The organism is Mesorhizobium sp. M0563 (assembly GCF_040321065.1).
GTDB lineage: Bacteria > Pseudomonadota > Alphaproteobacteria > Rhizobiales > Rhizobiaceae > Mesorhizobium.
Genome location: NZ_JAMYQV010000006.1, coordinates 225,082 through 247,009 on the forward strand (window position 1 = coordinate 225,082; position 21,928 = coordinate 247,009).

Here is a 21,928-nt window from a genome sequence, read left to right on the forward strand (position 1 = left end):
GGTCTTGCGCACTGGCAGCGCCAGCGTCGATTGCCAAGGAAATCGCCGCCCGCTAGCTTGCCATGAGCGGGAGGGCGACCATGTCGATCGAGCGGGTTCTGTGGGAGCATGACGCAACCGGCCAGGCCGCACTCGTGCACAAGGGAGAGATCACACCGCAAGATCTCGTCGATGCGGCGATCGCCCGGGCCGAGGCCACCCAGCCGGAGATCAACGCCATCGCCGAACCGCTTTTTGAGGCGGCGCGGGCGCGAGCGAAAACCGTCGACCACAAGCTGCCGCTTGCCGGAGTGCCCTTTGCGCTGAAGGACCTCGGCATTGCCATGAAGGGCGTGCCGACGCATGGCGGCAGCCGCATCCCAGCCTACACCCCCGATTTTAACTCGGTCATGACGGAACGCTATCTGGCCGCCGGCCTGGTCCCGATCGCCACCAGCACCGCACCCGAACACGGGCTGAGGCTGGTGACCGAGTCGGTGGCTTACGGCGTCACCCGCAATCCATGGGACACCGCTCACACGACCGGCGGTTCCTCGGGCGGCGCGGCTGCGCTGGTCGCGGCCGGCGTCGTGCCGGTGGCGCACGCCTCGGATGGCGGCGGCTCGATCAGGGTGCCTGCGGCCTGTACCGGGCTGGTCGGGTTGAAAACCTCGCGCGGCCGCGTGCCCTTGACGCCGCTCGTCACTGAAAGCTGGTACGGCTTTGTCGTCGACCATGCGTTGGCCCGCTCGGTGCGCGATACGGCCCTGCTGCTCGACCTGACCCACGGGCCCGAACCGCTGTCGCCCTACGCGGCACCCTCGCCGAACGGCAGTTTCACTGCGGCCGCCGGGCGCGATCCGGGCAAGCTCAAGCTCGCCTTCTACCGAAAATCGCCGCTCGGCCTGCCGATTTCGGAAGAAACCTTGAAAGCTCTGGATGCGGCGATTGGGCTGGCGCGCGAAGGCGGGCACAGCGTCGAGGAGATCGACCTGCCCTATATCGACCGCGATTTCATCGCCGATTTCGCCAGAACCGTCGCCGCGGCGGTGGCCGGCACGATGCGTGGCGAGGCCTTGCGCGTCGGCCGCTCCATCTCAGGCGATATCGAACGCGCCACGCGCGTGATGAGCCGGTTCGGTGAAATCCTCTCGGCCGGCGAAATCTATGCCGGCCTGCAGCGGCTGCACGCAACCTCGCGCCGCCTTATCACCGAAACCGCGCACTATGATGCAGTGCTGATGCCTGTCATCGCGCACCCGCCGCTCGCCTGCGGCACCATGGACCCGAAAGGCGCCGACGAATTCATCGAGAATGTCCTGGACAGACTGCGCCTCGCCGGCCTGCTGAAGTTCAAGCCGCTATTCGGCCAGCTGATGGACAAGAGCCTTTGGTTCACCCACTGGCCGGCGATCCAGAACGTCAGCGGGCAACCGTCGATCACGCTTCCGGTTTACGTGACCGATGCCGGCCTGCCGCTCGGCGTCCAGGCCGCCGGCCGCCCCGGTGACGAGGAGACGCTTTTGTCGTTCGCCGCGCAGATGGAAAAGATCTCGGGATGGCTGGGCCGGCGGGCGCCGCTGCAGGTGCCGGCATAGGCGGTGATTTGATCGATCGTGACAGCAAAGCCGTTTGCCCCCTCGTCCAATTCCCGCTAAGACGCCGCCGTTCATGCCAAGCTGGGAACCACGCCGATGACGGATGTCGCCGCCACCGCCGAAATGCAGGCCGCGCTGCTTTCAAGGGCGCTGCCCTATATGCAGCGCTACGAGAACAAGACGGTCGTGGTGAAATATGGCGGCCACGCGATGGGCGACATCGCGCTCGGCAAAGCCTTCGCCCGCGACATCGCACTGCTCAAGCAATCCGGCGTCAACCCGATCGTCGTGCATGGCGGCGGGCCGCAGATCGGCGCCATGCTCAGCAAGATGGGCATCGAATCCAAATTCGAGGGCGGCTTGCGTGTCACCGACCAGAAGACCGTCGAGATTGTCGAGATGGTGCTGGCCGGGTCGATCAACAAGGAAATCGTCGCGCTGATCAATGCCGAGGGCGAGTGGGCGATCGGCCTGTGCGGCAAGGACGGCAACATGGTGTTTGCCGAAAAGGCGCGCAAGACCATGATCGATCCTGATTCCAACATCGAGCGGGTGCTCGACCTGGGCTTCGTCGGTGAACCGGTCGAGGTCGACCGCACATTGCTCGACCTCCTGGCGCGGTCCGAAATGATCCCGGTGCTGGCGCCGGTGGCGCCCGGCCGCGACGGCCATACCTACAACATCAACGCCGACACTTTTGCCGGCGCCATCGCCGGCGCCTGCCAGGCGACGCGCCTGCTGTTTCTCACCGACGTGCCCGGCGTGCTCGACAAGGACAAGAAGCTGATCGACGAGTTGACCGTGGCCGAGGCCAAGGCCCTGATCAAGGACGGAACGGTCTCGGGCGGCATGATCCCCAAGGTTGAAACCTGCATCGAGGCAATCGAGCGCGGCGTCGCTGGCGTCGTCATCCTCAACGGCAAGACGCCGCATGCGGTGCTGCTCGAGCTGTTCACCGAACACGGCGCCGGCACGCTGATCGTGCCGTGAGTGGCCTCAGTCTGTTCAACGCCGCGACAGACCGGAAGACCATCCGATCACCATCGCAGCGCTTGTCGAGACAGGCGGGCGGGCGAACGGGCGACTAGGTAGTCTCCGCCTTCGTCGCTCGCCGCCAATCGATCATCCGGACTGAGGAAGGCGCGCGATGACCTTTATCTCAAAATCGAAGCCCGCCAGCCAATTCACCCCCACCGCGGTCCAGTTCGGGTAGGGCGGTTCACCGATCGCCCTAAGTCGAACGGCGTCAATCGCCTCCCACTGTTTGGCCGGGTCGGTGTGGAACGTGGTCACGTCAACAATGTCGTCAAACGTGCAACCGGCGGCCTTCAGCACCGCCGCGAGATTGTCGAAGGCAAGCTGGACCTGCTTTTCGAAGGCTGGCTCCGGCGATCCGTCCTCGCGGCTGCCGACTTGGCCCGAGACGAACAGAAAGCCGCCTGAGCGGATCGCCGCCGAATAGCGATTGACTTCGTAGAGGGCCTGCCGACCGGCAGGGAAGATCGCATCGCGTTTGGTCATTGTTTCACTCCAATCAGACAAGGCAGGCCGGTCCCGACCATCGCGATGTGGCTTCTCCGAGAAGGTGAGAGCCGCCCGCAAGACTTCGGGGTTTTGGATCGCTGCGTTCCATTTTCCGGGGCGGTCGCTGATATCCGTCCCGTATCCCGAAGTGGGTACATACATTCCGTATGTCAATATACATACGTTGCGTATGCTTGTTAAAAGATTGCCCGAGCCGGTCAGGCGCGCGACGAAATCGTGGTCGCAGGCGGTGTCAGCCTGCGCGCCGGGTGCGCGACCACCATCGATTCCTCTTCCTCGTCCTGCGGCGCGCCCCAGAATTCGGCGAGCGTCGGGCCATTCTTCAGGCGGCGGTCGCGAACCAGAAAGCCCCAGACTTCGCGGAACCAGACGCGGCGGCCCATTTTGGTGTACCAGCGCATCGAATGCCGTTGCTCCGGATCCTTGTGGAACAGGATGCGCGCCAAGGCCTTGGGCCGCGACTGCACGGCCAGTTCGATCAGCTTGACGGCGAAGAACAACATCCACGGCTTGAGGCGGGTCATCTGCAGCACCTGGTGCTTGTAGTCCCACAGGCGGGCGTCCAGCTGGATCACCTTGCGATCCCTGGCAATCCTGAAGAACGGCGTCCAGCGGTGCGGCGTCACATAGAGCGCCTGGATCTGGTCGGGGTCATAAGCGATCAGCTGGCGGAAGCCGCGCCAGAGGTCGCGAAAACTTTCGTCCTCGAAACCGGCCACCCAGGTCGCCATCGACAAGATGCCGTTGAGGCGCAGCAGCCGTATCGCCTCGCGGTCGGATGAGGTGCTGCCGCCCTTGCGGATCAACTGGAGCGTCTGCTCGTCGGTATTTTCCATGCCAAGCAGCCAGCGGATGACGCCGGCCTTGCGATAGAGATGCAGGCTGTCGGCGTCGCGGACGATGTCGTCGGCGCGGGTGGAGCCGACGATCAGCACCGGCACATTCTCGGCGATCATCGCATCGAGAAAGGCGCGCCAGGCTTTTTTGGACGAGGTCGGGTTCTCGTCGGCAAGGTTGATCAGCTCGACGCGGTGCTCGCGGTATAGCCAGGCAATCTCCCGCGCGAACTTCACGGGGTCGCGGTGCCGCCAGCGCGTCCAGAACCCCCGCTGGCCGCAATAGTTGCACAGATGCGGACAGCCTCGCGAGAACTGCATGACCACCGCACGCTTGCCTCCCCAATAGCTATAGCGAGTGATATCGATCAGTTCCCAGCCGATGCGGTAGTCGTCGAGATTGGCGATCGTCCTTGCCGGCTTGGTGGCAAAAGGCCGGCGCAAATCGTCGCGAAAGGCGATGCCCGCCACATCCGACAGCGGCTTGCGTTTTTCAAGCGCTTCGACCAGCGCGACGATGGTCGCCTCCCCCTCGCCACGAACGATGAAGTCGAAGGCCTCCGTTTCGGCCAGTATGTCGCGCCAGTGATAGGTCGGAAACACGCCGCCATAAATCAGGATTGTCGCCGGGTCGATGTGTTTGACCATGCCGGCGATCAGTAGGGCTGTCGGATGCGCAGAGGTCGAGCCGGAATGGCCGATCAGAATACAGTCGGGATGATCGCTCAAGGCGTCCCGGACCAGCGTGGCAAGCGGCATCGGCCCGAATTCGGCGTCCACAAGTCGCACTTGATGTCCCGCGTCGATCAGCGGACCGCCCAGTGCCAGCAAACCGAGCGGCGGCAGATGGTCGTCCGGCACACGGCTGCCGATGGCCGTATGTGGCGGGTTGATCAGGACGATTTTCATGGCGGACCTTATGCGATGGCGGTCCACATGTCGTAGTCGGCGATCTAGCGCTGGAGATTGGCTCGCTTCAGCAGTTTGTGTGCAGCTTTTCCGCAGAAATGCCTACCGTCTGAGATGTGCAAGCGGGACATGGCCCGGCCCCTTGATGTTCTGCAGCACAAGCTGGGTGTGGACGTCGCGCACGCCTTCGAGCCGCATCAGCCGGTGCATGACGAAGGCATTGAGCTCGTCGACCGACGGCACCATCACATGCAACAGGAAATCATGATCGCCGGTCATGGTCCAGCATGAGGACACCTCGTCCATCCGCTGGACGGCGGCGATGAAGCTTTCGGGCGAGCCGTCGCTGTGGCTGGTCAGGCGCACCTGGATGAACACCTCGACCATCAGCCCGACGGCGCGACGGCTGAGCACCGCGGCGAAGCCCTTGATGATGCCCGCCTGCTGAAGCGCCTCGAAGCGCCGCGCGCAAGGTGTCGTCGACAGGCCGATCTCCTGCGCCAGTTCGGATACCGGCTTGCGCCCGTCGCGCTGCAGGCTGTCGAGCATCTTGATCTCGAATTCGTCAAACTGAGGCATTTTCACTCTCCCAAAGCTCGATCGTGGAGTCTTTTACCTCCAACCCCGCATTTGAGCCACCATCAAAGCTGATTTGCCTCGCGCCATCCGGCTAGAATTTCCGACGATCCGCTGATCATGATTTCCAGGGAGAGCAAGCCATGACGATGAACGTTGCCGACTACGCCCGCGAATGCGCGGCGCGAGGCCTTCGCGGCGATTATTCGGTCTGCCGTGCCGATTTCACCGTGGCGCAGGGCTACAATTATAGCGACGAAGAACAGGCGGTGTGGCGCACGCTGTGCGACCGCCAGACGAAGCTGACCAGGAAGCTCGCCCACCATTCCTATCTCGATGGCGTTGCGGCGCTCGGCCTTCTCGACAAGATCCCGGATTTCGGTGAGGTCAGCGAGAAGCTGCGCAAGCTCACCGGCTGGGAGATCGTCGCCGTGCCGGGGCTCATTCCCGCCCAGCCGTTCTTCGACCACCTCGCCAACCGTCGCTTCCCGGTCACCAACTGGCTGCGAACCCAAAAGGAGCTCGACTACATTGTCGAGCCCGACATGTTCCACGATTTCTTCGGTCACGTGCCGATCCTGACGCAGCCGGTCTTTGCCGACTTCATGCAGATGTATGGCAAGAAGGCCGACAGCGTGATTGCGGTCGGCGGCGACGAGATGATCACCAGGCTTTACTGGTACACCGTCGAATACGGGCTGATACGCGAGCCGGGCCAGCCGCTGAAGGCTTTCGGCGCCGGGCTGATGTCATCCTTCACCGAGCTTCAGTTCGCGGTCGAAGGCGGCGAGGCGCACCATGTCGCCTTCGACCTGGAAACCGTAATGCGCACCGGCTACGAGATCGACAAGTTCCAGCGTGCCTATTTCGTGCTGCCGTCGTTCGACGTGCTGCGTGATGCTTTCGAGACCGCCGATCTTGCGGCGATCGTGGCGCGCCGCAAAGGCGAGCCGGCGCTCGACCCGGCGAGCCTATAGGCTGTCGGCTGTTTCCAGGGCCTCGGATTTCAGCCGGGCAAGCTGGTCGCGCTGAAGGTCGAGCGATGCGGTGACGAAGCGCAGGATCGTGGCCAGCTCGGTGTCGCTAAATGTGGCGATCACCCTTTCTCCCTCCTGCGCGATCGCACCATAATAGCGCGCCGATAGTTCTCGCGTGAGTTCCGTCGCCTCTATGACCACCTTGCGCCTGTCCTCGAGGCTGCGCGTTCGTGTCAGCAGGCCGCGCGCCTCCAGCCGGTCGATCAGCGCGGTGACTGCGGCCGGCGTCAACCCTGTTGCGGCCGCGACCTCGCCAGCCGATTGCGGGCCGCCATAGAGCAGCGCCAGGCAATGGCGTTCCGCCGTACTCAGCTCAAGCCTATCGCCTACTGCCTCGTCATAAGCCTGCGTCGCGTCCTGCCAGCCCATAATGGCGAGGCTGATGGCCGTCTTCATGTCGGCCCGATTCATGCTTGACGAATTTACTTCGATCATCTAACTATCAATTTGCCTAACATTACGGCTATTATAGTAATATGCTGCGTCGGGCGCAAGGCACGGCCTGTCGCAGCACGCAAGGAGTGGACAATGAACCAGAACCAGACGCGCGGCCCACTCACACCGGCCGAAGAATTCAAATACGCAAAGCTGGCGATGGAATGGTATGGCTGGGGTTCTCCCATTGGCCTTGGTATTGCACTGGTCGCGCTGGCGGCCGCTGCCCTGCTGTTCCGCATCGCCATCTTCGGATTTTGACAGCACTGGCCGCGGCGCGGTTGAATTCTGATAGGGTGGAATTTTTCCAGCAGAAGGCTCAGGGCCGAGTTCACGCTGCTTCGGAAATGTCACGATCGATGATCGACAGGTTGCGGCCGCGATGCTTGGCCTCGTAGAGCCGCTGGTCGGCGGCGCGCATCAGCTCCGACACTGCGGCGTCCTCGCCGCAGGTGGTCCCGCCGATACTGACCGTCAGCGGAACGGTTCGTTCGTCGACGGGCCGGAAACGGATACGCTCTACTTCACGGCGGATGCGCTCGGCGACGCGCCTGGCTTCGTGTTCGGTGGCGCCGATCAGAAAGGCGCAGAATTCCTCACCGCCAATGCGGCCAAGGACATCGCCGCTGCGCACGCCACGCTCTATCGCACTTGCGATCAGGAGCAGCGCCTCGTCGCCGATCAGATGGCCGTAGCTGTCGTTGATGGTCTTGAAATGGTCGGCATCGACGATCAGCAATGCCCCGCGATCGGATTTACGCCGAGAGCCGTCGAGGGCGGCAAAGAAACTTTCGCGGTTGAGCATGCCGGTCATGTCGTCGCGGCTCGCCTTTTCCGCCAAGCGCCTGTGGGCGGCGGCGAGCTGGGCATGGGCGCGGGCGAGCTCGCGATGCGCGGTCTTCAACCTTTCGCCCTGCCAGACCGAATAGGCACCGGCGCCCCAGGCAAGAGCCAGCGGGCATACGGTGGACGTCAACCAGATGGTGCGATTGATCGGAAAACCCATTGCCGGCACGACGATCAGCGTCAGCAAAAGTGAGACGGCGACGGAGGCGAAAGCGATGGCGGCAGACTTTAGAAATATGCGATTCATCGCTTGCTCCCACTGGTCCGTCTTGGTGCCAGCAAGCGCTGAATGTCACCTTTCGGCGATGCTTAAGATTTTAATCACGGCGCCATTTTCACCACCCAGGGCGCGCATAGGTTGTGGATAAACCTCCTGTTAGAAAGATCGTTTCGTGCCATAAGGACGGTATGACCACGCTTCCCGACCCCGCCCGCTTTGCCCATGTCACCGACTGGGTGTTCGATCTCGACAACACGCTCTATCCGCACCATTCCAATCTGTTCTCTCAGATTGATGTGAAGATGACCGCCTATGTCGGAGAATTGCTGACGCTGCCGCGCGAGGAAGCACGCAAGCTGCAAAAGGAGCTCTACCGGGAATACGGCACGACACTGAACGGGTTGATGACGCGCCACGGCATCGACCCCGACGACTTTCTCGAGAAGGTCCACGACATCGATTATTCCTGGCTGGTGCCAGATCCCGTCCTCGGCACCGCCATACGCCAGCTTCCCGGCCGCAAATTCATCTTCACCAATGGCGATCGCCGGCATGCCGAACGCACCGCGCGGCAGCTGGGCATTCTCGAGCATTTCGACGACATTTTCGATATCGTAGCAGCCGGGCTGAACCCCAAGCCGGCGCGACAATCCTACGAGAAATTTGCCGAACTCCATGCCGTCACCGGGCAAAATGCGGTGATGTTCGAAGACCTCGCCCGCAACCTGTCGGTGCCGAAATCGCTGGGCATGACCACGGTGCTGGTGGTGCCGCGCAATTTCGAGCCGACCTTCTCGGAAATCTGGGAACGCGACCCGGCCAACGAGGACGACGTGGACTTCGTCACCGACGATCTCGCCGGCTTTCTCACGGCGATCGTCGAAGTCCCCGCTTGAGGCAGCCGGCGCGCTTCAAGTCCTTGCTTGCATGTCAAAGTTTATAGAAGCGGCTGACGATCCCCCAGGCCTCATCGGCGGTGTCGACGAAATCGATGATATCCTGGTCGCCGGGCGTGATCGTGCCTTGCTCGGCGAGGAAGTCGAGGTCGATAGCCCTTGCCCAGAAAGCCTTGCCGAACAGGATGACCGGCACGCGTTCCATGCGGCCGGTCTGGATCAAGGTCAGCGTCTCGAAGAACTCGTCCATCGTGCCGAAGCCGCCGGGAAACACCGCAACGGCCTTGGCACGCATGACGAAATGCATCTTGCGGACCGCAAAATAGTGGAAGTTGAAGCAGAGTTCCGGCGTCACGTAGGCGTTTGGCGCCTGCTCGTGCGGCAGCACGATGTTGAGACCGATCGACGGCGCGCCAACATCGTCGGCGCCGCGATTGCCGGCCTCCATGACGCCAGGCCCGCCGCCGGTCACCACGACGAATTCGCGATAGTACGAAGTGGCCGACTGCTGCGAGCAGAGGCGGGCGAATTTGCGCGCCTCCTCATAGTATTTGCTGTTTTGCTCGAGATTCTTCTTCTGCGTCTCGTTCTTGGCCGCCCAGGCTTCACCGCCGGGCTCGGGGATGCGCGCGCCGCCGAACAGGATGACGGTCGATTGGATGCCGCGCTCGGCCAGGATCATCTCCGGTTTCAGCAGTTCGAGCTGCAGCCTGACCGCGCGCAACTCGCGCCGCGTCATGAAATCGGGGTCGTTCCAGGCCAGCCGATATGTCTCCGCGCGCGTTTGCGGCGTGTCCGGCACGCTTTTCGACCGCTCCAGATCCTCGTCCGAATGCGGTAGCGGCGTCCACCCCGCCTTTTCCATGGGAGTCATATTTGCTTTACCCGTCCAATCATTCACTTGCGCCGTCCCGTGACGCTGCCGCGATTGACCCTCCCCAAGCCTTCACATAGGGTCCGCGCGACTTTCAAACAGGTTAAGGCGCCGGCCCTTAACAGCTTGGTAATGGAGCGAATTCATGTCGAAGCCCGATCTCGCGAGTCTCGAGAAGATCATCGAGAACGCCTTCGAGGAACGCGACACCATTTCGACCGCAACCCGCGGCGAGACGCGCGAGGCCATCCAATCGGCGCTCGACCTGCTCGACCGGGGCGTCGCTCGCGTCGCCGAGCGGCAGGCCGACGGCAAATGGCACGTCAATCAGTGGCTGAAGAAGGCGGTGCTGCTGTCTTTCCGGCTCAACCCGATGGAGATCATCAAGGGTGGTCCCGGTCAGGCGGTATGGTGGGACAAGGTGCCTTCGAAGTTCGACGGCTGGAGCGCCGTCGATTTCGAGAAGGCCGGCTTCCGCGCCGTGCCATCGTCGATCGTGCGCCGCTCTGCCTACGTCGCGCCGGGCGCCGTGCTGATGCCGTCCTTCGTCAATGTCGGCGCCTATGTCGATAGCGGCACCATGGTCGACACCTGGGCGTCGGTCGGCTCCTGTGCCCAGATCGGCAAGAATGTGCATCTGTCGGGCGGCGTCGGTATCGGCGGCGTGCTGGAGCCGATGCAGGCCGGCCCAACCATCATCGAGGACAATTGCTTCATCGGCGCCCGTTCCGAAGTGGTCGAGGGCTGCATTGTTCGCGAGGGCTCAGTGCTCGGCATGGGTGTCTTCATCGGCCAATCGACCAAGATCGTCGACCGCGCCACCGGCGAGATCTTCTACGGCGAAGTGCCGGCCAATTCCGTCGTCGTCGCCGGCTCACTGCCGGGCAAGCCTTTTCCAAACAACGAGCCCGGCCCCAGCCTCTACTGCGCCGTCATCGTCAAGCGGGTCGACGCAAGAACCCGTTCCAAGACCTCGATCAACGAATTGCTGCGCGATTGATCTCCCGAGAACGGATGCACCGGGTTGACTGACAAACCTCAATTCCTATGGCTTTTCTTCAGCCTTTCTGGGCGGGTGAATCCGAGCGCTTATGTTTTGGCTGGCCTCTTGCCGGTCATCGTTCAACTCTTTCTGCTCTACCAGTTCGCGCGAACGCCGTTAGGCACTGCCGCGAGCCAGTATTGGGCGCTCGCCTTATGGATCGCTGTGTTCGTCTCGACATGGTCGACCTTTGCGCTAACGGCGAAGCGGTTCCATGATTTCGGCAAGCCTGCCTATTACGCATTGATCTCTCTCATTATCGGCTTCGTCCTGCTTTTTATCCTGGCTTTTTTCAAAAGTGACCCAGGCCCCAACCGCTACGGCAAGCGCACCAACGCACCGGCCGAACCCTGAGCGCCAATCGGACATTTCGTCATGCGCTACCGCTCGCTTGATTCGAAACTGATCCTCGAAACCGCCGAACGGCTGGAAGAGCGCGTCGCCGAGCGCTTTCCCGATGCAGGCCTGCGCGGCGTCGCCGCCGAGCTCGTGTCGCTGTCGCGCGATCTGGCAAAGGCAGCCAAGGCGCTGGAGGCGCCGATCTGGTGGCTGCGCGGCCTCATCATCGCCGCTTTCGTCGTCGGAGCGCTGATGTTCCTGTTCGTCGGCACAATCCTGCCGCTCGGCCGCATCTCGGGAAACCACGATGCCTTCCAGTCGGTGCAAGGCATCGAAGCTCCCTCAACATGATCATCCTCGCCGTGCTGGGCTTCCTGGCCCTGATCCGCTCCGAGGAGCGGATCAAGCGCAAGCGGGTGTTCCGCCAACTCCACGGGCTGCGGTCGCTCATCCACGTCATCGACATGCACCAGCTGACCAAGGATCCGGCAGCACTTTCAGCCAGTTTCAAGCCGACTGCACATTCGCCAGCCCGCATCACCAACGCCGCCGACCTTGCCCGCTATCTCGACTATTGCTCCGAAATGTTGTCGATCACCGGCAAGATCGCCGCGCTGTTTGCCCAGTCGGTCAATGACGCCGTGGTCATCGATGGCGTCAATGACATCGAGAACCTGGCGTCGAACCTGTCGCGAAAGATCTGGCAGAAGATCACGCTGATCGAAACCCCTCATGGGCAGCCGGCACATGCGAAGAAAACCGATCCCGAGCCGGGTCCGCCGCGTCGGCCTGCAGTCCGCAGACGACCGGGGCCGGCAAGCTAAGACCCGCGAGCCGGCGGCAGATCCGCTAGAGCGGCAGAGCGGGGAGTTCCGAAACCCCGGTTTTGCGCCGGACGCTCTAAGCGAATGTTAATCACCCTGGCCCAGCATGCCGGCGAAAACTGTGTCGACCGGCACGGAGCGCTCGACTGGCAAGCGACCTATCCCTGACCACCAAGGAGCCGCGCAAAACGTGGAGCGCCGCCGCTCGCCTGTTTGCCTGGTTCTCTTCGCCGATGAGATTGGAACCGGAAGCCGTCCGCGCCCGGCTTCTCGACACCACTTTCGACCGCAAATTCGCAGTCTTGTTCGGCACCATCAGCGTTTTGGTGGTTGCGGTCAGCGCCGCACTTGCCACGAAGGATTGGTGGCCCTACGCCTGGATCGCAGCCGACCTGATGCTTTTCGTCGTCCGCGTTCTGCTGATGCGGGAATGCGAGCAGGCCCGCAGGCGCGGCTCGAAAGGGCCGCTGGCGGGCCTGATGGCAGCCAGCGGTGTATGGTCGGTCGTTTTCGGCCTCGGCTGCTATGGCTGTGTTGCCAGCGGGAATATGGCGCTTTCCGTACTTGCCGCCTTGAATGTCGCAGGTGTCGTTGGCGTGGTGTCGTCACGCAATGCGGCCACCCCGCGCTTCGCCATATTCGTCATGTTGGCCGTAAGCCTGCCTTACGTGGTCGGTGCATTGTTTTCCGCAGCGCCCGGAATGCCGATCGTCGGAATTCAAACGCCGTTCTATGTGGCCGGCGTCATCATCGTGCTGCTTCAGAACCACGCAATCAACGCCCGCATGATCCGCGCCGAGCTGGACAATCGCGACCTAGCGATCAAGGACGCGCTGACCGGCCTGCCAAACCGCATCTTCCTGCAGGAAAAATTGCGCGACATGTGCCGCGACCTTGCGGCGCCGGCCGCCAATGGCGGCAAGCCGTTTGCCGTGCTCAGCATGGACCTCGACGGCTTCAAACAGGTCAACGACCGTTTTGGTCATGCGGTCGGCGACGTGCTGCTGCGCAAGGTGGCCGAACGATTGAAGCGCGGCTTCCGGCCGGGGGACGTGGTCTTCCGTATCGGCGGCGACGAATTCGTCATCCTTTTGCCCGCAACCTCGGAGATCGAGGCCACCTATCTGGCAAAGCGGGCCATCGAAAAGGTCTCGGTGCCTTTCGACCTCGGGGTCGGTTCCGCCATCCATGTCGGCTTGAGCGTCGGCAGCGCCTTTGCACCCGCCGACGGCGGCGATCCGGAAATCCTGCTCACCTGTTCCGACCATGCACTCTACGAAGCCAAGCGCACCGGCAAGGGCCGTTATTGGGCGCCTGTGCGGGCTACGATCTGACGGTCGCAGCGACAGCTTCCGGCGGCAAGCAAGGCGATCCGCGCCTCTCCTGCTCGGCCGCGCGCACCAGTGCAGTGACATGCTTCAGCAAAGGCGCCGGCGTGCCGGCCTTTTCGGCCAAACGCAGGACCGCGCCTTGCAGTTCGCCGATCTCCGTCGACCGGCGGCGCCGCAGGTCATCCCACATCGACGAACGCGCGGCCGGATCGATGGCAAGCATCCGCCGCGCCAAGAACTTGAACAGCCCGTCGGGCAGGCGAAGCACTTTCGGCAGCAGTGCGGGACGCAGGCCGGCGATGCGAGCGGGTTCGATGCCTGTCGCCGTCATTGCCGCCAATGCTTCGTCGATCTGACCGGCCAGGATCAGCCGCCAGCGGCGATCGGCAAGCTCTGCCGCCAGCGGCAGACCGGAAAGCGCCACCAGCGCGTTGTTGAGGTTGAGCAGCAGCTTGTCCCATAACACCGCGTCGATGTCACCATGCGTCGCGACGGCAAACCCCTCGACATCAAGCAGTTCGTCAAGGCCCGCCGAGCCCTGTTCGATCATCACTTTGCCGCCGCTGGCGCGGTGCAGGCGAAGCGGCAATTCGCCCTCCGGCGATTGGACCACGTTGAACGGCACCATGCCCGCGAGCACCGGCTGGGCGGTGAGATGGGCTCGCAATTTATCGGCATTGTCGACGCCGTTCTGCAGGCTGAGTATCACCACGTCCGGTCGGGCATGGGCGGCAATCAGCCCGGCCATGTCTTGCGTCGCGCCGCTCTTGACCGTTACCAAAATGACATCGGCATCGGAGAATGCTACCGCCGGATCGGCGGTGACCGACAATGCGTCCGGTTTGACAGAACGGTCGCGGCCGTCAGGGTCGGTGATGCGCAATCCAGCTTCTTGCAGGGCCTTCTCGACGCGCGGTCGCGCCAGCAGAAACACCTTTCGCCCGGCAAGTATCAGGCAGCCGCCGGCGTAGCAGCCGATACTGCCGGCACCGGCGATTACGATCGTCTTGCCACGCGTGACCATGCGATGGCCCTGTTCTGGTCGAGAGACCTTGCCGCAATTATACGACATGAAAACCATAATGTCGGCGGCATGGCTGGCCCTCACGTCTGGCCGTGACAGACCTTGCGCTTTCGACTATCGCTTTTGCCCATGATGCTGCCTACCGATCCGGTTAGAAATCTCGCTGCACTCATCCGCTGTGCTTCCGTGACGCCCGCCGAAGGCGGTGCGCTGCGCGCGCTGGAGGCGATGTTGAAGCCGCTCGGCTTTGCGGTCGAGCGACCGGTGTTTTCCGAAGCCGGCACACCGGACATCGAGAACCTTTACGCGCGGCGTTCCGGCAATGGCCCGCATCTGATGTTTGCCGGCCATACCGACGTGGTGCCGGTGGGCGACGAGGCAGCCTGGACGCACCCGCCCTTTGGCGCCGAGATCGCCAATGGCGAGATGTTCGGCCGCGGCGCCGTCGACATGAAGGGCGGCATTGCTTGTTTCGTCGCGGCGGTGGCGCGACATGTCGAGCAGAAGGGCGGCCCGAAGGGGTCGGTCTCGCTGCTGATAACCGGCGATGAGGAAGGCCCGGCGATCAACGGCACGACGAAGCTGCTCGAATGGGCGGCCGCCAAAGGCGAGAAATGGGATGCCTCGATCGTCGGCGAGCCTACCAATCCCGACGCGCTTGGCGATATGATCAAGATCGGCCGGCGCGGCTCGCTATCGGGCACGGTCGTCGTCAACGGCCGCCAGGGCCACGCCGCCTATCCGCAGCTAGCCGACAATCCGGTGCGCGGCCTGGTGACGCTGGTCGACGCCTTGCTGCACCCCGTCTTCGACAACGGAACAAGGGATTTCCAGCCGACGAACCTTGAGGTGACCTCCATCGATGTCGGCAATCCCGCCACCAACGTCATCCCGGCGAAGGCAGCAGCTACCTTCAATATCCGCTTCAACGACACATGGACCGCCGAGACGATCCAGGCCGAGATCCACAACCGCCTCGACCGGGCGGCGAAACGCAAGAAATACCGCGCCGGCAAGAAGACGCCGGTCGACTACGAGATCGTCTGGCGCGACGGGCCGAGCCATGTTTTCCTGACACGCGACGACAGGCTGATCGAGACGCTTGGCGGTTCGGTCAAAGCGGTGACCGGCAGGAAGCCGGCGCTCTCCACCTCCGGCGGCACCTCCGATGCCCGCTTTATCAAGGATTATTGTCCGGTGGTCGAATTCGGCCTGGTCGGCAAGACCATGCACATGGTCGACGAACGTGTGGCGATTGCCGATCTCGAGACGCTGACGCAGATTTATCTGCGCTTCGTTGAAGACTGGTTTGCGCAGGACATATCCTAGTGATGCTTTCAGCGGATGAAACCTATGCTTCGCTTGCCGGCGCCTGGCGGCTGATGCTCGGCAAGGCCGACGGATTTCGCCTGCTCGACCTTTCGGCGGACGGTTTCTGGAACTCCTTTTTTGCCATCGTCGTCGCGGCGCCGGCATTGATCGTCGGCTGGGTCGGCATTGCCAACGAGATCGGCGATCCCGACGCATTCGTCGGCCGTTTCAGCATGTTGATCCGGCTGGCCACCGTCGATATCGGCGCCTGGGTGCTGCCGCTCATCGGCCTGGCCCTGGTCGCGCCGCGGGTCGGCGTCGGCAGCCGTTTCGTCCATTATGTCGTCGCCAGCAACTGGGCCTCGGCGATCATCGCCTGGATGATGCTGCCATCGGCGTTGATCCGGCTTTTCCTGACATCGGCCAACGAAGTCTCCGGGCTGGTGTCGCTGCTGCTGTTCGCGCTGTCAATGGTATTGACCTGGCGGATGACCAACGTTGCCATCGGCAGGGGTGCGGCTGTCGGCAGCGCTGTTTTTGCCGGCATGTTCGTGGCGTCGCTGATCGTCCTGTTCGGCCTGCAGGCGCTGCTCGGTATCAGCGTGCCGGATCAGCCAGGCGTCGGATAATCGACGCCGACTAGAAACAGCCCGTCGGGCGGCGCCACCTGACCGCAGGCCGCACGGTCGCGCGCCTCGAGCGCGGCCTTGAGGTCGGCAATGGCCCAGCCGCCTTCGCCGACACGTTTGAGCGAGCCGACCATCGAGCGCACCTGGTTGTGCAGGAATGACCGCGCCGAAGCGCGGACTTCGATGAAATCGCCCGCCCGGCTGACATCCAGCCGGTCGAGCGTGCGGACCGGGCTGGTGGCTTGGCACTGGGTCGAGCGGAAGGTGGTGAAATCATGCCGGCCAAGCAGCACTTTTGCCGCTTCGTGCATGGCGGCGGCATCGAGCTGCTTCGGTACCCACCAGATCTTGCCCTTGTCGAGCGCTGCTGGCGCGCGGCGGTTGACGATACGGTAGAGATAGTGGCGGCCGATCGCCGAGAAACGCGCATCGAAGCCATCCGGCACGACGGCGGCCTTCAGGATGGCGATGTGCGCCTTGGCCGCTTGCAGATGCGCGTTGACGGCGTCGCGCACCTTGTCGCCGGGCCATGCCTTGACCAGATCGACATGCGCCACCTGAGCGGTCGCATGGACACCGGCATCGGTGCGGCCGGCGGCGCGCAGAGAGACCTGCTCGCCGCAGAACTTCTCGATCGCCTGCTCGATCGCCTGCTGCACCGAAGGCTGATTGGCCTGGCGTTGCCAGCCGGCAAAGAGACTGCCGTCATATTCGATGTCGAGGCGAAAACGCGGCATTCTCGGATCGAGGCGAAATCAGGCGGCGAGGGCTGAGCCGAAGGCCGAGGCGTAGACCAGCCTGCCGGTCTCCGGCGCCTCGCCCCAGGCAAGCGCCTGCAAAGCCTCGCCTTGGTAGTCGCTCTCGAATTTCGCTGCACGGGCGCGGCTGTAGCCGAAGCGGCCATAGTAGGCCGGATCGCCGAGCACCACAGCGAGCGTCTCGCCGGCGGCTTTCAGGCGGATATGAGCCTCTCGGACCAGGGCACCGCCGATGCCGGTGCCGTGGAACGACGGCTCGACTGCCAGCGGCGCCAGCGCGACTGCCGGGAAGCTCTTGCCGCCATTCTGCACGAAGAGCCGTGAAAACAGGATATGGCCGACCACTTGCCCGTCTTCGTCCGCCACCAGTTCGACGACGGCATCACCGCCGGTGACCAGCGCGTCGACCAGTCCGGCCTCCGCCTGCTGGCCGAATGCGTGTTCTTCGACAAGGCGGATCGCCTCGCGGTCCCGCGGCGTCGCCGCGCGTATGGACATCATGCTCATGACAATTTCATCCCTTTTTCGAGCTTGGCCCCGCGCAGAAACTCCTGCGCGGCAATGGGCCTTCCGCCCGCACGTTGAACTTCGACCAGCCTGATCGCGCCTGACCCGCAGGCAACCGTCAGCCGGTCATCGAGAATTCCTCCCGGTTCGCCGGCGCCTTGCGAGAGCGTCGAGCGAAGCAGTTTCAGCCGTTCCATGCGGCCGCCGATTTCGGCCTCGCACCATGCACCGGGAAAGGGCGACAGGCCGCGAATCTGGTTGTGCACGTCGCCGGCAGGTCGCAGCCAGTCTATGCGAGTCTCCGATTTATCGATTTTCTTGGCGTAGGTCACCCCCACCTCCGCCTGTGTGGTAAATGTCAGCGTATTCCGCTCGAGCCGTTCGAGCGCTTGCACCATCAGCGCAGCACCCAGGATCATCAGCCGGTCGTGCAGACCGCCGGCCGTCATGTCGGGTCCAATGGCGCATTTTTCAACCATTGCCACAGGCCCGGTGTCGAGGCCTTCCTCCATCCGCATCACCATCATGCCCGTCTCGGTATCGCCGGCCATGATGGCGCGCTGGATAGGGGCAGCGCCGCGCCAGCGCGGCAATAGCGATGCGTGGCCATTGAGGCAACCGAGCCGCGGCGCCTCGAGAATAGGTTTGGGCAGAAGCAGCCCGTAGGCGACGACCACGGCGACATCGGCGCGCAAGGTGCGGAACGCCTGCTGCTCCGCCTCGCTCTTCAGCGACACCGGCGACCGCACCTCGATGCCAAGCCGCTCCGCCTCACGCTGCACCGGCGACGGCGTCAGCTCGAGCCCGCGCCGGCCTGCGGCGCGCGGCGGCTGCGTGTAGACGGCTGCCAATTCATGCCCTGCCCCGGCGATCGCTCGCAGCGTCTGCACGGAGAATTCGGGCGTACCCATGAAGATGACACGCAGGGGCATTCGTCGACCCCTATCCCACCATCTTGCCCGGCGCCTTGTCCCTGGCGAGCTTCTTGAATTTCTTGACCACCATGTCGCGCTTCAGCTTGGAGATGTGGTCGATGAACAGCACGCCGTTTAGGTGGTCGATCTCATGCTGCAGGCAGGTCGCCATCAGCCCCTCGGCCTCGATCTCCTGCAGCTTGCCGTCGCGATCGAGATACTTCACCCGCACCGCTGCCGGACGCTCGACCTCGGCATAGTAATCCGGGATCGACAGGCAGCCTTCCTCGTAGACCGAACGCTGGTCGGAGCTGTCGAGGATTTCGGGATTGATGAAGACGTGCGGTGCCGGCGTCTCGTCCTCCTTGGCGAGGTCGATCACCAGCAAGCGCAAGGGTTCGCCGACCTGGATCGCCGCGAGGCCGATGCCGGGCGCGTCATACATGGTGTCCAGCATGTCGCCGGCCAGTTTACGCAAATCACCGTCGACACGCTCGACCGGTTTTGAAACCTGACGCAGGACGGGATCGGGGAGGATGATAAGCGGCTTGATCGACATGGCGTCTCACCTAAGACCTCGCAGGAAAAGCGTCAACCGGGACGCCTTCTGGTCGTTCACGTTTTGATCTGTGCCGCCAGACCGAATCATCTATGCTGTCGGCATGAACGATCTGGCCACCATCCTGTCCGAACCTGTCGCCCGCCTCGGCGCCACCACGATCACGCTCGGCCATGCCCTGGGTTTCGGCGCAATGCTGTTCCTCGGCCTGTTCGTGGCGCTCGTCATTGCGCTCTGGCGATCGGCCAAGGCGCGTGCAATGGCGACCGCCGAAGCCGCCGACCACGCCCGCGACGCCGAGGTGCGGATGGCCGGCATCTTGGCAAGCCAGGCGGAAATGCAGGGCCGTATGGGCGCTATCGCCGAAGTGTTCGGGGCGCGTCAGGCCGAACTGACCCAGTCGATCGGCCAGCGCCTCGACGCCATGACCGGCCGCCTCGGCCAGACCATGACCGAGCAGACGAGATCGACGCATGAGAGCCTCGCCAAGCTGCAGGAGCGGCTGGCGGTCATCGATATCGCGCAAGGCAACATCCAGTCGCTGGCCGGCCAGGTCGTGCAATTGCAGGCGATCCTTTCCAACAAGCAGACGCGCGGCGCCTTCGGCCAGTCGCGTATGGAAGCCATCGTCGCCGACGGATTGCCCCACGGCGCCTATGAATTCCAGGCGACCTTGTCGAATGGCAGCCGGCCCGACTGCCTGGTGAAGATGCCGAACGGCGCACCGTCGCTTGCCATCGATGCAAAGTTTCCACTCGAGGCCTGGAATGCCATCCGTGCCGCCGAAGGCGCCGACCTGCAGAAGTCCGCCGCTCAGGCTTTCCGCCGCGACATCGAGGTGCATGTCCGGGATATTTCCGAAAAATACCTGATCCAGGGCGAGACGCAGGACACTGCCTTCATGTTCGTGCCCTCGGAATCGGTGTTCGCCGAAATCCACGAGAATTTCGAGGCCGTTGTCCAAAAGGCGCATCGATCGCGGATCGTCATCGTCTCGCCATCGCTTTTGATGCTGTCGATCCAGGTCATCCAGGCGATCCTCAAGGATGCCCGTATGCGCGAGCAGGCGCACCTGATCCAGGGCGAGGTCATCCGGCTGATGGAAGACGTCTCTCGGCTCGACGAGCGGGTGCGCAAATTGCAGACGCATTTCGGTCAATCGGCCAAGGATATCGAGGACATCCTCGTCTCGACATCGAAGGTGACCAGGCGCGGACAAAAGATCGAGGCGCTGGAGTTTGGCGTGCAGCCGGCGGAGGACACCGCTGGGTCGAATGGCAGCGGAGCAAAAGCGGAAAGCAGCGCGCGTGTTGCCGATTCGAAAACCGGGCAGCTGAGGCTAAGGGTCGTCGAAGGCGACGATTGAGAGCTACGCCGGAACCGGAGCCGAGGCTTCGCCCGGTCTGGCGCTACTGCTCCTCGATGATGGTTGTGCCTTCGAATTCCGGCAGCCAATGCAGCGCCGAGCGATGCCAGATCTGCTTTCTCGGCACCAGTTGATCGCGCTGCCATGCCGTGCCGACCCTGATGCCGTAAACCTTCGGTCCCGCGCCCGCCGACGTGGCGTAGAGATGCGAGCCGCACTCACCGCAAAATGCCTGAGCGCGCTTGGCACCACTCGAACCGGTCTTGATGTAGATTTTCGGCGCGCCCTTGGTGATCGTGTAATTGTCCTCGGACGCCGGCACGGTGACGCGAAAGGCCGTTCCGGTTAGCTTCTGACAATCGATGCAGTGACAAATGGTGGTCTTTTCCGGATCGACCTCGGCCTCGTAAGTAATGGCGCCGCAATGACACCCGCCGTCGATTTTCATCTTCGTTCCTCCTGGAGCTTTTGCGCGCAATCATAACCGGGACTGCCCGATGGCGCAGCCATTTTCCTCAGGCCGGCTCCCCTCCGGACGCCGCCAAGGCCTTGCTCCGCCGTTCCCAGGTGCCGGTGGTCTGCGGCTTGACGAACAGGCGCGTGACCTCCGGCATCTCCGCCTTCAGCCGTGTCTCGAGGCGTTCGACGCAGGTCTCTATCTCGGGCGCCGACAAGTGGTCCTCGAACTCGATGCTCAGAGCGGCGACGATCTCCTGAGGCCCCATATGGAGCGTCAGTACGCCATTTGCCCGCCGCACCGCCGGGTCCTGCTGGACAATGGCCAGCACTTTCATTTGCACCTCGGGCGAGGCCGGCTCGCCGAGCAGCAGGCTCTTGCTTTCGCGGGCCAGGAAGATCGCGGTCGCGCCCAGGATCAGCGCGATGCCGATCGACGCGGCGCCGTCGAGCTTCGGCATGTCCAGCAGTTCCGCCGCCAATATGCCGGCGAAGGCGACAACGAGGCCGAGAAGTGCCGCGCTGTCCTCGAAGAGTACGGTGTAGACACTCGGGTCCTTGCTGAGCTGCACCGCCTCGAGCCAGCCGTGGCTGCCTTTTTGGTGGCGGAACTCGTTCAGCGCCACCAGCCAGGAGGTGCCTTCGAACAGGAAGGAAAGGCCAAGTACAGCGTAGTTCACCTTTGCGTTGGCAATCGGCTCCGGCGCCATGATGTGCGTCACGCCTTCGTAGAACGATATGCCGGCGCCCAGTGCAAAGACGAGGAGCGCGACGATGAAGCTCCAGAAATACAGCTCGCGACCATGGCCTAGCGGATGCGTCCGATCGGCCGGCCGGGCGGCGCGGTGCATGCCGTAAAGCAGCAGGCTGCCATTGCCGGTATCGACGAGCGAGTGGACGCCTTCCGAGAGCATTGCCGAGCTGCCCGTGAACAAGGCAGCGGCGAATTTGGTCAGGGCGATCGCAAGATTGCCGGCGAGCGCCGCATAGATCACTTTTTTCGACCCGCCATGCGCCGCCATGGTGTGCTGCCTTGGTTGATGCACCGAGATTAGCGGAGCACGCCCACGCTCCACAGCTCGAACAACGCCCGAAGTGTCGAGTTGTTCAAAAGGGC

At 63.2% G+C, this 21,928-nt stretch carries 24 protein-coding genes and 1 pseudogene; 12 read left to right on the forward strand and 13 right to left on the reverse strand.

The window, feature by feature from the left end; translation table 11 throughout:
* The first annotated feature begins 80 nt into the window (after positions 1–80).
* Positions 81–1,577 (forward strand): amidase, encoded by a 1,497-nt coding sequence (locus NKI50_RS11295; protein WP_023718206.1) that lies wholly within the window; start codon positions 81–83, stop codon positions 1,575–1,577.
* Between the two features lie 96 nt (positions 1,578–1,673).
* Complete coding sequence (argB, locus tag NKI50_RS11300; protein WP_023677482.1) at positions 1,674–2,567, forward strand: acetylglutamate kinase; 894 nt, start codon at positions 1,674–1,676, stop codon at positions 2,565–2,567.
* 132 nt (positions 2,568–2,699) lie between these two features.
* Here argB and NKI50_RS11305 read toward each other — a convergent pair whose 3' ends face one another.
* The 3 genes from NKI50_RS11305 to NKI50_RS11315 all read right to left on the reverse strand — a co-directional run bounded on the left by NKI50_RS11305 (position 2,700) and on the right by NKI50_RS11315 (position 5,446).
* Positions 2,700–3,098, reverse strand: a complete 399-nt coding sequence (locus NKI50_RS11305) for a RidA family protein (protein ID WP_352716549.1) — start codon at positions 3,096–3,098, stop codon at positions 2,700–2,702.
* Positions 3,099–3,319: 221 nt separating this feature from the next.
* Entirely contained in the window at positions 3,320–4,867 is a 1,548-nt protein-coding gene (gene bchE, locus NKI50_RS11310; RefSeq protein WP_352591273.1) for a magnesium-protoporphyrin IX monomethyl ester anaerobic oxidative cyclase, read from the reverse strand.
* 102 nt (positions 4,868–4,969) lie between these two features.
* Positions 4,970–5,446, reverse strand: a complete 477-nt coding sequence (locus tag NKI50_RS11315) for an Lrp/AsnC family transcriptional regulator (RefSeq protein ID WP_023718203.1) — start codon at positions 5,444–5,446, stop codon at positions 4,970–4,972.
* Between the two features lie 140 nt (positions 5,447–5,586).
* Between NKI50_RS11315 and phhA the strand changes: the two genes are divergently transcribed.
* Positions 5,587–6,420 (forward strand): phenylalanine 4-monooxygenase, encoded by an 834-nt coding sequence (phhA, locus tag NKI50_RS11320; RefSeq protein WP_352591275.1) that lies wholly within the window; start codon positions 5,587–5,589, stop codon positions 6,418–6,420.
* Here phhA and NKI50_RS11325 read toward each other — a convergent pair.
* Positions 6,415–6,915: a MarR family winged helix-turn-helix transcriptional regulator gene (locus tag NKI50_RS11325; protein WP_352716552.1), complete on the reverse strand. Its 501-nt coding sequence runs from the start codon at positions 6,913–6,915 to the stop codon at positions 6,415–6,417. The genes phhA and NKI50_RS11325 overlap by 6 nt on opposite strands.
* A gap of 93 nt (positions 6,916–7,008) precedes the next feature.
* On the opposite strand from NKI50_RS11325, the gene NKI50_RS11330 reads away from it, so the two are divergent.
* The gene (locus NKI50_RS11330) at positions 7,009–7,176 is read left to right on the forward strand and encodes a hypothetical protein (RefSeq protein ID WP_023718200.1); all 168 of its coding nucleotides are present in this window, start codon (positions 7,009–7,011) and stop codon (positions 7,174–7,176) included.
* Positions 7,177–7,246: 70 nt separating this feature from the next.
* Here the strand turns inward: NKI50_RS11330 and NKI50_RS11335 are convergent, their stop codons facing one another.
* On the reverse strand, positions 7,247–8,008 hold the full coding sequence (locus NKI50_RS11335; protein WP_352716554.1) for a GGDEF domain-containing protein: 762 nt from the start codon (positions 8,006–8,008) through the stop codon (positions 7,247–7,249).
* 161 nt (positions 8,009–8,169) lie between these two features.
* On the opposite strand from NKI50_RS11335, the gene NKI50_RS11340 reads away from it, so the two are divergent.
* Positions 8,170–8,877 (forward strand): pyrimidine 5'-nucleotidase, encoded by a 708-nt coding sequence (locus NKI50_RS11340; protein ID WP_023677476.1) that lies wholly within the window; start codon positions 8,170–8,172, stop codon positions 8,875–8,877.
* A gap of 34 nt (positions 8,878–8,911) precedes the next feature.
* Here the strand turns inward: NKI50_RS11340 and NKI50_RS11345 are convergent, their stop codons facing one another.
* Positions 8,912–9,751, reverse strand: a complete 840-nt coding sequence (locus tag NKI50_RS11345; protein WP_023718198.1) for an LOG family protein — start codon at positions 9,749–9,751, stop codon at positions 8,912–8,914.
* A gap of 145 nt (positions 9,752–9,896) precedes the next feature.
* Here NKI50_RS11345 and dapD point away from each other — a divergent pair, with 145 nt between their 5' ends.
* The 4 genes and pseudogenes from dapD (at position 9,897) to NKI50_RS11365 (ending at position 13,290) form a co-directional block, all read left to right on the forward strand.
* A complete protein-coding gene (dapD, locus tag NKI50_RS11350) occupies positions 9,897–10,751 on the forward strand; it encodes a 2,3,4,5-tetrahydropyridine-2,6-dicarboxylate N-succinyltransferase (protein WP_352484324.1) in 855 nt (284 codons plus the stop codon).
* Positions 10,752–10,775: 24 nt separating this feature from the next.
* Positions 10,776–11,147 carry a DUF805 domain-containing protein gene (locus tag NKI50_RS11355; RefSeq protein WP_031193743.1) on the forward strand — a complete coding sequence of 124 codons (372 nt, stop codon included), beginning with the start codon at positions 10,776–10,778 and terminating at the stop codon, positions 11,145–11,147.
* A gap of 21 nt (positions 11,148–11,168) precedes the next feature.
* Positions 11,169–11,956, forward strand: a pseudogene (locus NKI50_RS11360) (hypothetical protein).
* Between the two features lie 233 nt (positions 11,957–12,189).
* The gene (locus NKI50_RS11365; RefSeq protein ID WP_023718195.1) at positions 12,190–13,290 is read left to right on the forward strand and encodes a GGDEF domain-containing protein; all 1,101 of its coding nucleotides are present in this window, start codon (positions 12,190–12,192) and stop codon (positions 13,288–13,290) included.
* On the opposite strand, the gene NKI50_RS11370 is transcribed toward NKI50_RS11365, so the two are convergent.
* Entirely contained in the window at positions 13,280–14,311 is a 1,032-nt protein-coding gene (locus NKI50_RS11370; protein WP_352495035.1) for a 2-dehydropantoate 2-reductase, read from the reverse strand. The genes NKI50_RS11365 and NKI50_RS11370 overlap by 11 nt on opposite strands.
* A 129-nt stretch (positions 14,312–14,440) precedes the next feature.
* Here NKI50_RS11370 and dapE point away from each other — a divergent pair, with 129 nt between their 5' ends.
* Entirely contained in the window at positions 14,441–15,640 is a 1,200-nt protein-coding gene (gene dapE, locus NKI50_RS11375) for a succinyl-diaminopimelate desuccinylase (RefSeq protein WP_352484327.1), read from the forward strand.
* Positions 15,641–15,642: 2 nt separating this feature from the next.
* On the forward strand, positions 15,643–16,251 hold the full coding sequence (locus NKI50_RS11380; RefSeq protein ID WP_023718193.1) for a hypothetical protein: 609 nt from the start codon (positions 15,643–15,645) through the stop codon (positions 16,249–16,251).
* On the opposite strand, the gene truA is transcribed toward NKI50_RS11380, so the two are convergent.
* The 4 genes from truA to def are packed head-to-tail and all read right to left on the reverse strand — an operon-like array spanning position 16,233 to position 18,989.
* A complete protein-coding gene (gene truA, locus NKI50_RS11385; RefSeq protein WP_023718192.1) occupies positions 16,233–16,988 on the reverse strand; it encodes a tRNA pseudouridine(38-40) synthase TruA in 756 nt (251 codons plus the stop codon). The two genes, NKI50_RS11380 and truA, sit on opposite strands and share 19 nt — an antisense overlap.
* An 18-nt stretch (positions 16,989–17,006) precedes the next feature.
* A complete protein-coding gene (locus NKI50_RS11390) occupies positions 17,007–17,516 on the reverse strand; it encodes a GNAT family N-acetyltransferase (RefSeq protein WP_292662840.1) in 510 nt (169 codons plus the stop codon).
* Entirely contained in the window at positions 17,513–18,442 is a 930-nt protein-coding gene (gene fmt, locus NKI50_RS11395; protein ID WP_352716580.1) for a methionyl-tRNA formyltransferase, read from the reverse strand. Before fmt ends, NKI50_RS11390 begins: the two co-directional genes overlap by 4 nt.
* Positions 18,443–18,458: 16 nt before the next feature.
* A complete protein-coding gene (gene def, locus NKI50_RS11400) occupies positions 18,459–18,989 on the reverse strand; it encodes a peptide deformylase (protein WP_023718189.1) in 531 nt (176 codons plus the stop codon).
* A gap of 103 nt (positions 18,990–19,092) precedes the next feature.
* On the opposite strand from def, the gene NKI50_RS11405 reads away from it, so the two are divergent.
* Positions 19,093–20,355: a DNA recombination protein RmuC gene (locus NKI50_RS11405; protein WP_352495036.1), complete on the forward strand. Its 1,263-nt coding sequence runs from the start codon at positions 19,093–19,095 to the stop codon at positions 20,353–20,355.
* Between the two features lie 43 nt (positions 20,356–20,398).
* On the opposite strand, the gene NKI50_RS11410 is transcribed toward NKI50_RS11405, so the two are convergent.
* Together NKI50_RS11410 and NKI50_RS11415 are read right to left on the reverse strand one after the other, a co-directional pair.
* Positions 20,399–20,803, reverse strand: coding sequence for a GFA family protein (locus NKI50_RS11410; RefSeq protein WP_352484328.1), 405 nt, complete (start codon positions 20,801–20,803; stop codon positions 20,399–20,401).
* A gap of 67 nt (positions 20,804–20,870) precedes the next feature.
* Positions 20,871–21,833 (reverse strand): cation diffusion facilitator family transporter, encoded by a 963-nt coding sequence (locus tag NKI50_RS11415; protein ID WP_352484329.1) that lies wholly within the window; start codon positions 21,831–21,833, stop codon positions 20,871–20,873.
* Positions 21,834–21,928 lie beyond the last annotated feature (95 nt).

Excerpts from the sequence above, each read along its gene's own strand:
- NKI50_RS11295 (WP_023718206.1), top strand. The coding sequence starts at position 81 with ATGTCGATCGAGCGGGTTCTGTGGGAGCATGACGCAACCGGCCAGGCC.
- argB (WP_023677482.1), top strand. The coding sequence starts at position 1,674 with ATGACGGATGTCGCCGCCACCGCCGAAATGCAGGCCGCGCTGCTTTCA.
- NKI50_RS11305 (WP_352716549.1), bottom strand. The coding sequence starts at position 3,098 with ATGACCAAACGCGATGCGATCTTCCCTGCCGGTCGGCAGGCCCTCTAC.
- bchE (WP_352591273.1), bottom strand. The coding sequence starts at position 4,867 with ATGAAAATCGTCCTGATCAACCCGCCACATACGGCCATCGGCAGCCGT.
- NKI50_RS11315 (WP_023718203.1), bottom strand. The coding sequence starts at position 5,446 with ATGCCTCAGTTTGACGAATTCGAGATCAAGATGCTCGACAGCCTGCAG.
- phhA (WP_352591275.1), top strand. The coding sequence starts at position 5,587 with ATGACGATGAACGTTGCCGACTACGCCCGCGAATGCGCGGCGCGAGGC.
- NKI50_RS11325 (WP_352716552.1), bottom strand. The coding sequence starts at position 6,915 with ATGATCGAAGTAAATTCGTCAAGCATGAATCGGGCCGACATGAAGACG.
- NKI50_RS11330 (WP_023718200.1), top strand. The coding sequence starts at position 7,009 with ATGAACCAGAACCAGACGCGCGGCCCACTCACACCGGCCGAAGAATTC.
- NKI50_RS11335 (WP_352716554.1), bottom strand. The coding sequence starts at position 8,008 with ATGAATCGCATATTTCTAAAGTCTGCCGCCATCGCTTTCGCCTCCGTC.
- NKI50_RS11340 (WP_023677476.1), top strand. The coding sequence starts at position 8,170 with ATGACCACGCTTCCCGACCCCGCCCGCTTTGCCCATGTCACCGACTGG.
- NKI50_RS11345 (WP_023718198.1), bottom strand. The coding sequence starts at position 9,751 with ATGACTCCCATGGAAAAGGCGGGGTGGACGCCGCTACCGCATTCGGAC.
- dapD (WP_352484324.1), top strand. The coding sequence starts at position 9,897 with ATGTCGAAGCCCGATCTCGCGAGTCTCGAGAAGATCATCGAGAACGCC.
- NKI50_RS11365 (WP_023718195.1), top strand. The coding sequence starts at position 12,190 with ATGAGATTGGAACCGGAAGCCGTCCGCGCCCGGCTTCTCGACACCACT.
- NKI50_RS11370 (WP_352495035.1), bottom strand. The coding sequence starts at position 14,311 with ATGGTCACGCGTGGCAAGACGATCGTAATCGCCGGTGCCGGCAGTATC.
- dapE (WP_352484327.1), top strand. The coding sequence starts at position 14,441 with ATGATGCTGCCTACCGATCCGGTTAGAAATCTCGCTGCACTCATCCGC.
- NKI50_RS11380 (WP_023718193.1), top strand. The coding sequence starts at position 15,643 with ATGCTTTCAGCGGATGAAACCTATGCTTCGCTTGCCGGCGCCTGGCGG.
- truA (WP_023718192.1), bottom strand. The coding sequence starts at position 16,988 with ATGCCGCGTTTTCGCCTCGACATCGAATATGACGGCAGTCTCTTTGCC.
- NKI50_RS11390 (WP_292662840.1), bottom strand. The coding sequence starts at position 17,516 with ATGAGCATGATGTCCATACGCGCGGCGACGCCGCGGGACCGCGAGGCG.
- def (WP_023718189.1), bottom strand. The coding sequence starts at position 18,989 with ATGTCGATCAAGCCGCTTATCATCCTCCCCGATCCCGTCCTGCGTCAG.
- NKI50_RS11405 (WP_352495036.1), top strand. The coding sequence starts at position 19,093 with ATGAACGATCTGGCCACCATCCTGTCCGAACCTGTCGCCCGCCTCGGC.
- NKI50_RS11410 (WP_352484328.1), bottom strand. The coding sequence starts at position 20,803 with ATGAAAATCGACGGCGGGTGTCATTGCGGCGCCATTACTTACGAGGCC.
- NKI50_RS11415 (WP_352484329.1), bottom strand. The coding sequence starts at position 21,833 with ATGGCGGCGCATGGCGGGTCGAAAAAAGTGATCTATGCGGCGCTCGCC.